At 28.6% G+C, this 11,470-nt stretch carries 10 protein-coding genes and 2 riboswitches; of the genes, 4 read left to right on the top strand and 6 right to left on the bottom strand.

Annotation, left to right across the window (positions count from 1 at the left end; all coding sequences use genetic code 11):
• Positions 1 to 61: 61 nt before the first annotated feature.
• The 6 genes from thiH to recQ all read right to left on the bottom strand — a co-directional run bounded on the left by thiH (position 62) and on the right by recQ (position 7,181).
• Complete coding sequence (thiH, locus tag KGF50_RS17460; RefSeq protein WP_227849243.1) at positions 62 to 1,165, bottom strand: 2-iminoacetate synthase ThiH; 1,104 nt, start codon at positions 1,163 to 1,165, stop codon at positions 62 to 64.
• Between the two features lie 16 nt (positions 1,166 to 1,181).
• Positions 1,182 to 1,952 (bottom strand): thiazole synthase, encoded by a 771-nt coding sequence (locus KGF50_RS17455; protein ID WP_227849242.1) that lies wholly within the window; start codon positions 1,950 to 1,952, stop codon positions 1,182 to 1,184.
• Positions 1,953 to 2,014: 62 nt separating this feature from the next.
• Positions 2,015 to 2,818, bottom strand: coding sequence for a sulfur carrier protein ThiS adenylyltransferase ThiF (gene thiF / locus KGF50_RS17450; protein ID WP_227849241.1), 804 nt, complete (start codon positions 2,816 to 2,818; stop codon positions 2,015 to 2,017).
• Positions 2,811 to 3,005, bottom strand: a complete 195-nt coding sequence (thiS, locus tag KGF50_RS17445; RefSeq protein WP_227849240.1) for a sulfur carrier protein ThiS — start codon at positions 3,003 to 3,005, stop codon at positions 2,811 to 2,813. The genes thiF and thiS overlap by 8 nt, the downstream gene beginning before the upstream one ends.
• A 48-nt stretch (positions 3,006 to 3,053) precedes the next feature.
• Entirely contained in the window at positions 3,054 to 4,355 is a 1,302-nt protein-coding gene (thiC, locus tag KGF50_RS17440) for a phosphomethylpyrimidine synthase ThiC (RefSeq protein ID WP_227849239.1), read from the bottom strand.
• A 142-nt stretch (positions 4,356 to 4,497) separates the two neighbouring features.
• A riboswitch (TPP riboswitch) is annotated at positions 4,498 to 4,609 on the bottom strand.
• Between the two features lie 88 nt (positions 4,610 to 4,697).
• Positions 4,698 to 7,181, bottom strand: coding sequence for a DNA helicase RecQ (gene recQ / locus KGF50_RS17435; protein WP_227849238.1), 2,484 nt, complete (start codon positions 7,179 to 7,181; stop codon positions 4,698 to 4,700).
• Positions 7,182 to 7,368: 187 nt separating this feature from the next.
• A riboswitch (FMN riboswitch) is annotated at positions 7,369 to 7,490 on the top strand.
• 137 nt (positions 7,491 to 7,627) lie between these two features.
• Between recQ and ribD the strand changes: the two genes are divergently transcribed.
• The 4 genes from ribD to ribE all read left to right on the top strand — a co-directional run bounded on the left by ribD (position 7,628) and on the right by ribE (position 11,219).
• Positions 7,628 to 8,740, top strand: coding sequence for a bifunctional diaminohydroxyphosphoribosylaminopyrimidine deaminase/5-amino-6-(5-phosphoribosylamino)uracil reductase RibD (gene ribD / locus KGF50_RS17430; RefSeq protein ID WP_227849237.1), 1,113 nt, complete (start codon positions 7,628 to 7,630; stop codon positions 8,738 to 8,740).
• Positions 8,741 to 8,771: 31 nt separating this feature from the next.
• Entirely contained in the window at positions 8,772 to 9,437 is a 666-nt protein-coding gene (locus KGF50_RS17425; protein ID WP_227849236.1) for a riboflavin synthase, read from the top strand.
• Between the two features lie 22 nt (positions 9,438 to 9,459).
• Entirely contained in the window at positions 9,460 to 10,653 is a 1,194-nt protein-coding gene (locus tag KGF50_RS17420) for a bifunctional 3,4-dihydroxy-2-butanone-4-phosphate synthase/GTP cyclohydrolase II (RefSeq protein ID WP_227849235.1), read from the top strand.
• A 104-nt stretch (positions 10,654 to 10,757) separates the two neighbouring features.
• A complete protein-coding gene (gene ribE / locus KGF50_RS17415) occupies positions 10,758 to 11,219 on the top strand; it encodes a 6,7-dimethyl-8-ribityllumazine synthase (protein WP_227433190.1) in 462 nt (153 codons plus the stop codon).
• Positions 11,220 to 11,470: the final 251 nt, after the last annotated feature.

Here is an 11,470-nt window from a genome sequence, read left to right as displayed (position 1 = left end):
CTTTAATAACCTCTAAGTATCGTTCCTCACTACATAAATTTCTATTTGTTATCAAATACATCTAAAATCTTTCCCAATCTTTAAATACATGTTGATAACCAATTGAATTTAGCATTTTCTCTATATCTTCAACAGTACTTTCATCATTTATTTTGAATTGAGCAGTATCATGTTCATCTTGAGAATGGCCTCCTACATCTGTAGATACACCTGCACTTAATTTAGTTACCCCTAAAGGTACTATATGACTTCTCATTTCTAAATTTTCTCTAGTAGATATATTTAAGGCTGCATGAGGGTCAAACAGTCTCATACAAACCATAGCTTGAACTAAATCAGTATCGCTTATATCTACTAATTCTTCAAAACAACCTTTGAATGGTCTCATTCTTGGTGTTGAATATGAAAGCTCAATATGAGGATATTTTGTTTTTAGATATTTCCCATGCAATATTGTAAAGAATGTCTCTTTTCTAAAATCATTTAATCCTAAAAGTGCTCCTATTGATAGAGTTCTCATTCCTGCCTTTGCTCCTCTTTCAGGAGCATCTAATCTAAATTTATAATTTGATTTTGGCCCTTTTAAATGTACTCTTTTATATATTTCCTCATCATAAGTCTCTTGGTATACAGTTAGACCTTCAACACCTTTGTTTACAATATACTTATATTCATCCACTTCCATCGGATATACTTCAATTCCTATAGATGGAAATTTATCTCTTAATATTTCTATAGCTTCACCTATATATTCTACACTTGAATGAAAACTACTTTCACCAGTTAAAACAAGTAGGTGTTTGAAACCTTCTTTTGAAATTTCATTTCCTTCCTCTCTAATTTCATCCATAGTTAGTTTTTTTCTTTTTATTCCACTTTTTATATTGTAACTACAATAAACACATTGATTTACACAGTAATTTGCTATGTACATTGGTGTATATAGACAGACTGTCTTTCCAAAATATTGAACACTTAATTTATGTGCTTTTTGTGCCATCGCTTCTAAATGTTTTACAGCAGTTTCAGAAAGTAAATTTAATATATCAAAATCCTCAAGTTTGTCTTTTGATAAACTTCTTAAAACATCATTGTCTGTAACATTATTTAAATATCCATCAAAATCAAAATCCCTATATTTTTCTATTACCTCATAAAAACTCATCATTAATCACCACTTTCTATAAATTGCCTAAAAAACCTGTTAAAGGAGAAGATGCATTTGCAAATTCTGATACACTTCCTGCTTTTGCTATATAAGCTTCTCGTCCACCTTCTACAGCTAACTTAAATGCTCTAGCCATTTGCACAGGGTCACCTGCTGAAGCTATAGCAGTATTAACAAGTACTGCATCAGCTCCCATTTCCATAGCTTCCATAGCTTGAGATGGTTTACCAATACCTGCATCAACTATTATTGGTATATCTAATTCATCTATCATTATTTTTATCATTTCTTTCATTTGAAGACCTCTATTCGAACCAATTGGAGCACCAAGAGGCATAACTGCTGCTGCTTTAGCTTCTATAAGTCTTCTTCCAGCATAAAGGTCTGGTGTCATATATGGAAGTACTATAAATCCTTCATCAGCAAGTATTTTTGTGGCTTTTATAGTTTCTTCATTATCAGGAAGTAAGTATCTAGTATCTGATATTACTTCTATTTTTATAAAGTCTCCACAACCCATTTTTCTAGATATTCTAGCTATTCTTACAGCTTCTTCTGCATTAGTAGCTCCTGATGTATTTGGAAGTATAGTCATTTCTTTTGGAATATATGTTAAGATGTTTTCTTGCTTATTATCTAAATCTACTCTTCTAAGTGCCATTGTTATTATTTCGCTTCCACTTTCTTTGATTACTTTAGGCAATATATCATTTGAACCATATTTACCTGTTCCCACCAATAATCTACTATTAAATTCATGTCCTCCAAGTATTAATTTATCCATTTTCTTTCCTCCCAAGATTAATTTTTTCAATTTTCAATCTTTTTATTTTCTGATTCATGCGTTTACATATCTATCAGTATTTGCGTTGCCAAATTTGCCATATGATTTGCGCAAATAGCTACTCTTGGAGCCATAAGTCCTTCTCCAATTTTAGCTTCATTTACAAAGTCTCCACATATATAAAATCTATCTCTTATTTTCTTAGTAGTTATTATATTTGAATCATAGTAACCTGCCATACCTGATGATGCTATCAGATATTTATCTTTCAAATTTATTAATGTATAATTACAAACTTGTGCTTTACACGAAGCATCATCGAAAGCTTCAATTATCAAATCTGCTTCTTTAAGTACATCCATATTGTATTTATTTAAAAAAACATTTTGCTTTTTTAATTTTATAAATGGATTAATTTTTGTTATATTTTCTACCATAGCATCTGTTTTTAGTTTTCCTATATCATCTATAAAGTATTGCTGTCTATTTAAATTAGATGGCTCTACAACATCATAATCTATAAGTAGAAGTTCTCCAACTCCAATTCGAGCTAAAGAGATAGCTATATTGGACCCAAGTCCACCTAGTCCCAATATAGCAACTCTTCCTTTTTTTAATTTATTATGCACATTTGGAGTATGTCTAGCAATCAACAAGCTTTCTAGCTCATCAAAAGAAGGTTTAACCCCTTTTTGTATAAGTGTTAATTTATCATTTTCAGAAAGTGGAATATCGGCTTTAATTGGATATCCATTCAACACCAATACATCACATTTATGATTGTAATTATCTCTAACTTTATAGGCAGTTGTATTTTCTTCAACATCTGTTAATATTTCATTTACAAATATTTTTATTTTAACCACCTCCAATAAAGCTAATAAGTTCTACAACATCTTCATCTTTTAATATATATGTATTGTAATTGGATTCTTCAATTATTTCTAGATTTATCTCAACTACAACTCTATCGCTCTTCAAATTATATTTATTCAACAAATCTATAACAGTTAAGTTTTCTTCGAATTCAATATTCTTTCCATTAACCTTCACTAAATCACCTCCTCCTTTTGATTTTATTCAACTAATGTTCTGTACAAATTATATTAAATTAAGTTCTTCATTGTTTAATATTTTCTTAACTGTTCTCATTGAACACATTTTTCCACACATAGTACAACTATCTTCATGAGTAGGAGTTGATTCATCTCTATATCTTTTAGCCTTTTCAGGGTCTATCGCAAGTCTAAACATTTCACACCAATCTAAATCTGCTCTAGCTTTACTCATTTTGTTATCCCACTCACGAGCTCCTTTAACATTCTTAGCTATATCTCCTGCATGAGCGGCTATTTTAGCAGCTATTATCCCTTCTTTCATATCATCTAAATTAGGCAATCTTAAATGTTCTGCTGGAGTTACATAACATAAAAAGTCTACTCCTTTAGCACATGCTAATGCTCCCCCTATTGCACTAGTTATATGGTCATAACCTGGTGCTATATCTGTAACCAATGGACCAAGAACATAAAAAGGTGCTCCATGACATAGTCTTTTTTCTAACACTACATTTGCTTCTATTTCATCAATAGCCATATGTCCAGGTCCTTCTATCATGACTTGTACATTTCTTTCCCATGCTCTTTTAGTAAGCTCTCCTAATACTACAAGTTCTTGAATCTGAACACCATCTGTAGAATCTTTTATACAGCCAGGTCTACAAGCATCTCCTAAACTTAATGTAACATCATATTCTTCACATATATCTAAAATCTTATCAAAATTAGTATAAATAGGATTTTCTTTATTATTTAACTCCATCCAAGCAAATAATAATGAACCTCCACGAGATACTATATGAGTTAATCTTTCATGATTTTTTATCTTTTGGCAAACACTTCTAGTAAGACCAGCATGTATAGTAATAAAATCAACTCCATCAACAGCATGTTGTCTTATTACATTTAAAAATTCTTCTTCTGTTATATCTTTTAGTTCTTTTTCTAAATACCCTACTGCATCATACATAGGAACCGAACCTATCATTGCAGGTGACATTTCAACAACTTTTTCTCTAAATTCTCTAGTTTTTCCATAGTTACTTAAATCCATTATTGCTTCAGCTTTCATGTCTATTGCCACTTTAACTTTTTCAAGTTCATTTTCTATATTCTTACAATCTCTTGAAATTCCTAGGTTTACATTTATCTTTGTTCTTAAATTTTTACCTACACCTTCTGCACTTAAGGATTTATGATTTTTGTTAGCAGGTATAACAACTTGTCCTTTTGCTATTAATTCTCTTAATTCATTTACATCTACTTGTTCCTTTTGAGAAACGGTTTCCATTTCTTTAGTTATTATGCCTTTTCTAGCAGCATCCATTTGCGTTGTATAATTCATATTACATTCCTCCAAGATTAAAGTTATAGTTTTTAACAATAAAAAAAGTGCTTTTCCTTGTTTTGGAAAGCACTCTTATAATCATATATACACTTAGACAAATTTCTCACTATACAGAATAATTTATCTATTTATATAACAAAATTATATTACAAAGCTTCCCTTCGCAAGCATTATCTTGATCAGGTTATTAGGGTTTGTAAGTTACGGCTTTATCTCTCAGCTAGCCAATTCTAGCGCCCCTAGCTCTAAATTTTTATCATTTTTACAAATTCAGTATAACACAGCAAAAATATTAGTTCAACATAATAATACAAATTTTATATTTTAATTCACTTAACTTTACTCTAATAATACACCTTTTTTCGAATTTTCAAGATAAGATTTAAGTATCACAGCCCTTATATTTTCATACTTTATTGAATCTGGAAGTTTTCTTTTTATGTTATTTAAATTTTCATAACCTACTTCTTCACATACTTCTAAAATCATCTTCTTTTCATCTTCACTATAAAAACTTTCTAAATCTAATGTAAATGATATACTTTGCCCATCTTTTACATAATCATATACATATCCAATAACTGTAGATAAAGATACTTCTATTTCTTGACTTACACTTTGTATATCCTTACCTTGATTTAACAAATCTAATGCTATTTCATTGTTTTTTCTGCTTTCTCCATCTAGTATCAATTTTCTTTTTTTCTTTTTCTCCCAATTAACATCAATATTATTTTCTTTTACATACTGTTTAACTTCATCTAAAATACTAGCCCCATACTTTTCAATTTTTACTTCACCTATACCTGAAATATCCTTTAATTGTTCTTTATCAAGTGGGTATCTTCCACTTATTTCTTTCAAAGCCTTATTAGCTAAAATCATATATGGAAGTAATTTTTCTTTCTTGGCATATTCTTCTCGAATATTTACTAGCTTTTCATATAAAGCTTTATCTGTATTAATTTCAAGAAATTCACTATTAACATTTATTAAATCGACATTTTTTTCTTTATCCTTTTTATCAATATTATTTTTTTCGACATATTCTTTTATTAGTGTTTCAAAATCTTCACCATATTTTTGATATTTAATTTCTCCTACTCCAGATATATTTAGCATTTCTTCTTTATTGACTGGATAACTACTAGACATAGCTCTAAGTGTTCCATCTCCAAAAACCATATATGGAGCTATTTTTTCTTCACTTGCAATTAAGTGTCTTAATTCTCTTAAAGCACTATATAATTCATCTTCTACTTCTAGGGATTTTGTCATTACAATTTCCTTAAATTCTACCTTTGCCTCACCCTTCAAAACTTTCATAGACATATCATTTAATCTTATAGTTGGATAACTTCCTCTGTTTCCGCTACCTAAAGTTTCGACTAAATCTAAAAAACCATGAGAAACTAATGTGTTTATAAAATTCTTCAAGTCTTCACTTGAGTAATCTCTCATAATATTATATGTAGACAAAGTATCTAAACCAAGTTGTAAAATTTTTTTGTTTTTGGAACCTCTAAGTACATCTACAATAGTAGTAACACCATAGCTTCTTTTCATTCTAGCTACACATGAAATAACTTTTTGAGCATCTATAGTTTTATCTACTATTTCACCTTCAACTAAACAATTACTACAGTTATTACAGTTTTCTACATAATGTTCCCCAAAGTAACTTAATATTGTCTTCCTATAGCATGAATTACTATAAACTAAATCAATCATATGCTGAAGTTTTTTATGTTGAAATAATTTTCTTTCAGGATTTTCAACACCAATATCTATTAAATATTTTTGTATATGTACATCTCCTAGAGAAAATAAAAGTATACATTCACTTTTTTCTCCATCCCTACCTGCTCTCCCTATCTCTTGGTAGTAATTTTCTACACTTTGGGGCATATTGTAGTGTATAACCCATCTTATATTGGGCTTATCAATACCCATTCCAAATGCATTTGTTGCTATCATTATATCTATATTGTCATTTATAAAATCTTCTTGATTCTTATTTCTTTCATTTTTAGATAAACCTGCATGGTATTTTGATACAGATATATTTCTCTTTGCTAAGCCATTATAAATATTTTCAACTTCTTTTCTAGTAGCTGTATATATAATTCCAGACTCATTTTTATGATTTTGAATATAATCTAAAATATATTTATTTTTACTAGATGATTTTACTATATTTATTGCTAAATTTTCTCTATCAAACCCTGTTATGTAACAATCTGGACTCTCTAAACACAATAAATTTATTATATCAGCTCTTACCTCTTCTGATGCAGTAGCTGTAAAAGCTGTGACTATAGGTCTTTTAGACAAACTATTGATAAACGTAGAAATCCTTCTATAACTCAGTCTAAAGTCATGTCCCCATTGAGATACACAATGTGCTTCATCTATTGCAATTTGGCTTATGTCATTATTATTTATTAGTTCAAGAAATTCTTGGGTATCTAATCTTTCTGGAGCAATATAAAGTATTTTATAAGTATTTTTTCTAATATTATTTAATATTTCATTAAATTCTTTGTTTCCTAATGAACTATTTATAAAAGCAGCATTGATTCCCATGGCTTTTAAAGCATCTACTTGGTCTTTCATAAGAGATATAAGTGGTGAAATCACTACTGTCATCCCATCTAATATCAATGCTGGAAGTTGATAACATATAGATTTTCCTCCTCCAGTTGGCATTATAGCTAATACATCTTTTTTATTCAAAATAGAATTTATTATGGACTCTTGGCCTTTTCTAAAACTTGTATATCCATAGTATTTTGATAATATTTCTAAAGGTTTTTTATTCATATATTTCTCTCCCAATTCAAATTAATTAAACTTCTTTTCTGATTATGTTCAAATTTTTATTTTTATATTCACAATCGCATTATTCCAAAGTTTCTAGCTGTTATATATTATATATTAACATATATTTTTCAAAAAATAGTTTGCAAAGTAAAATAATTTATGATACATTCTAAATATAAATTTAATACTTAATCTTCGGGGTAGGGTGAAATTCCCAATCGGCGGTATAGCCCGCGAGCTGAGTTAAAACTTGGTTGATTTGGTTAAATTCCAAAGCCGACAGTAAAGTCTGGATGGAAGAAGATATATGCTAAATAAGTGTTTTTGTAGAGCAGTTTTGCTATACATTTATACAATATTTATTGTAGATTATTCTAAACCCTGAGTTAATTCTCAGGTTTTTTTGTTTAAAAATTATCTAAGTTTAAATAGGAGGTGTAAATATTGTGAAATTTATAAGCCAAAAAGAGAAAGATATTTATTATATGAAAAAAGCTATTGAATTAGCCAAAAACGGAGAAGGTTTTGTAAATCCAAATCCATTAGTGGGATGTGTAATCGTTAAGGATAACGACATAATAGGTAAAGGATATCATGAGAGATTTGGCTCTAATCACGCTGAAATAAATGCTATAAATAGTGCTAATCAAAGTTTAAAAGATACCACTCTTTATGTAAATTTAGAACCATGTTCTCATTATGGAAAAACACCTCCTTGTGTAGATAAAATTATTCAAAATAAGATTAAGAGAGTCGTAATATCTACATTAGACCCAAATCCAATCGTTTGTGGTAATGGAGTAAAAAAACTAAGGGACAATAATATTGATGTTACTGTAGGTGTATTAGAAAAAGAAGCAAAACAATTAAATGAAATATTTTTTTACTACATAAAAACAAAAAAACCTCTTTGTATTGTAAAATCAGCAGTAAGTTTGGATGGCAAGATTGCAACAAAATCGCTAGAATCAAAATGGATATCTAATGAATCATCAAGATATTTAAGTCATAAGTATAGAAATAAATATCAAGGTATAATGGTTGGGATAAACACAGTTTTAAATGATAATCCGTTGTTAACTTGCAGACTTAACCAAGAAAATGTATCTCAACCTGTAAGAATAATAATAGACACAAACTTAAAATTACCAGTTGATAGCAAAGTAGTTAAAGATAAAAGCAATAAAACCATAGTTTTTACGTGTTGTGAAGATAGTGAAAAATCATCAGTTCTAAGAAAAAATAATATTGAAGTAGTACTTTCTCCTAAAAAAAATAATATGGTAGATTTAGAATTTGTAATGCATAAATTAGGAGAATTAAAAATTGATTCTGTTTTAGTTGAAGGTGGTGCTACACTTAATGACAGTCTATTTAGAAACAATTTAGTTGATAAAGTCAAATTATTTTTATCACCTAAAATTATAGGTGGAAAAGATGCTCCTACCTTCGTTTCTGGATATGGAATAAATTACCTATCAGATGCTATACAATTAGAAATTAAGAATGTAACTTTAATAGATGGAGATATTTTAGTAGAGTCTGATGTTTTAAATTAAATTTATAAATATACATGTCTAGGAGGTTAAAATGTTTACTGGCATAGTAGAAGAAGTCGGAATACTTAAAAAAATTACAGCTAATGGCAAAAGTGGAAAGGTCACCATACAATCAAATAAAATACTAGATGGCACAAATCTTGGAGATAGTATTGCTGTAAATGGAGTTTGTTTAACTGTTTCAAGTTTAGGTAAAAATGAATTTACTGCTGATGTCATGATGGAAACAGTTCGTTCCACAAATCTAAGTTCTTTAAATCCAAATGATAAAGTAAATCTTGAAAGAGCTATGAGTCTTTCTTCTAGATTTGGTGGACACATAGTAACAGGTCATGTTGATAGTAAAGGTACTATTTGTAAATTTGAAAAAGATGAAAATGCAGTTTTAGTAAGCATCCAACCAATCAAAGAACTTTTATCAACAATAATACACAAAGGCTCTGTTGCTATTGATGGTGTAAGTCTAACTATAGCTTATTTAGATGATGAAATATTTAAAGTTTCTGTTATACCTCATACTAAATTTAACACTACTCTATTGACAAAGAACATTGGAGACTTTGTCAATTTAGAAAGTGATGTAATTGGAAAGTATGTTAATAATTTTCTTGTAAAAAACTACAAGGAATTAAATTCTAACAGTAGTAACTATAAATCAAACATAGATAAAGAATTTTTATTTAAAAATGGTTTTTAAAAATAATAAAGGAGTGAATTACATGTTTAACACTATTAAAGAAGCTATTAATGATATCAAAAATGGAAAAATGGTAATCGTAGTTGATGATGAAAGCAGAGAAAATGAAGGAGATTTATTGATGGCAGCTGAAATGGCTACACCTGAGACAATAAACTTTATGGCTACATATGGTAGAGGCCTTATTTGTCTTCCTGCTACTGAAGAAAAATTTAAAAGTTTAAATATACCTCTTATGGTTAAAGAAAATACAGACACATTTCAAACTGCATTTACTGTAACTATAGATGGCATAGATACTTTAACAGGTATATCTGCATATGAGAGAGCTGAGACAGTCAAACTATTCTGTAATGAAAGTTCCACAAGTAAAGATTTTAAAACTCCTGGGCATGTATTCCCATTAATCGCAAAAACTGGAGGTGTTCTAGTTAGAGATGGACATACAGAAGCTTCTGTAGACCTTGCTAGACTTGCAGGATTTAAGGAAATTGGTCTTATCTGCGAAATAATGAAAGATGATGGTACAATGGCAAGAGTTGATGATTTAATGATATTTAAAGAAAAACATAATTTAAAAATCATTACTATAAAAGACTTAATAGAATATCGTAAAAAAAATGAAAACACTATAGAAAAAATTTCTAGTGCTTTTCTCCCAACAAAATATGGAAATTTTGAAATCATAGGATATAAAGATATTTATTCAAATGAAGAACACATTGCCCTTACTTACGGAAATGTAAATGAAGAAAATACACTAGTTAGACTTCATTCTGAATGTTTAACAGGTGATGTATTTCATTCTTTAAAATGTGATTGTGGCTTACAACTAGAAACTTCTATGAAAAAAATTGTAGAAAATGGAAGTGGTGTTTTAATTTATATGAAACAGGAAGGTAGAGGTATTGGTCTTTTAAACAAAATTAAAGCTTATAAGCTTCAAGAAGAAGGTTATGATACTGTTGAAGCAAATTTAATGCTTGGATTTGAAGAAGATATGAGAGATTTTTATATCGCTGCTCAGATATTAAAAAACTTACATATAAAAAGTATAAACCTTTTAAGTAATAATCCTGACAAAATAAATCAATTAGAAAAATATGGAATAAAGATTGAACATAGAGTTCCTATTAATGAAGAAATCAATGATTTTAATAAATTATATCTAAAAACTAAGAAAGATAAAATGGGACATCTATTAGATATTATATAATTAATGGTATTTAATTATTATTCTACTAAGTAATTTTTATTACAATAATATATGTATACTAAAAATATAGATTTGTAACCTAAATAAAATTGGAGGAAATAAAAATGATATATGAAGGAAAACTTATTGGAAAAGATTTGAAAATAGGTATAATAAACTCTCGTTTTAATGAATTTATAACATCAAAACTTTTATCTGGTGCTCAAGATTGCCTTTTAAGACATGATGTTACTCAGGAAAATATAGAAGTAGTTTGGGTACCTGGAGCTTTTGAGATTCCTCTCGTTGCTCAAAAAATGTCTAAGAGTGGTAAGTATGATGCTATAATATGTTTAGGATGTGTTATAAGAGGCGCTACTTCTCATTATGATTATGTATGTAGTGAAGTATCTAAAGGCATTGCAAAAGTATCTTTGGATAATGAATTACCTGTTATATTTGGAATAGTAACAACAGAAAATATTGAACAAGCTATTGAAAGAGCTGGCACAAAAGCTGGAAATAAAGGATATGATTGTGCTATGAATGCACTAGAAATGGCAAACCTATTTAAGGTTCTAGATTAAATACTCTCATTTATTAAATAGTGGAAATTAAAATAGAGATTACGAAATACCATTAAGTACCAAGATGTCAAAACATATTTGTCATTTTGGTACTTAATAATTTTAAATATAATTATATATCTAGTTTCTAAATATATCTAGTTTCTAAATCATTAAAATATATAAAACTTAAATACTTTTAGATATTAATAATTCTATCTTTCTCTATTTTTTTCAAGATATAATTTTTTAAAATTATTTACAATATCATC

The organism is Clostridioides sp. ZZV15-6598 (assembly GCF_020657705.1).
GTDB lineage: Bacteria > Bacillota > Clostridia > Peptostreptococcales > Peptostreptococcaceae > Clostridioides > Clostridioides difficile_F.
Note: the sequence above shows the minus strand (reverse complement) of the source record. Positions and strands in the feature narration are given on the sequence as shown.

Bases quoted from the DNA above. Each gene is read 5' to 3' on its own strand.
- KGF50_RS17455 (WP_227849242.1), bottom strand. From the start codon at position 1,952: ATGGATAAATTAATACTTGGAGGACATGAATTTAATAGTAGATTATTG.
- KGF50_RS17425 (WP_227849236.1), top strand. From the start codon at position 8,772: ATGTTTACTGGCATAGTAGAAGAAGTCGGAATACTTAAAAAAATTACA.
- thiH (WP_227849243.1), bottom strand. From the start codon at position 1,165: ATGAGTTTTTATGAGGTAATAGAAAAATATAGGGATTTTGATTTTGAT.
- ribE (WP_227433190.1), top strand. From the start codon at position 10,758: ATGATATATGAAGGAAAACTTATTGGAAAAGATTTGAAAATAGGTATA.
- thiC (WP_227849239.1), bottom strand. From the start codon at position 4,355: ATGAATTATACAACGCAAATGGATGCTGCTAGAAAAGGCATAATAACT.
- recQ (WP_227849238.1), bottom strand. From the start codon at position 7,181: ATGAATAAAAAACCTTTAGAAATATTATCAAAATACTATGGATATACA.
- KGF50_RS17420 (WP_227849235.1), top strand. From the start codon at position 9,460: ATGTTTAACACTATTAAAGAAGCTATTAATGATATCAAAAATGGAAAA.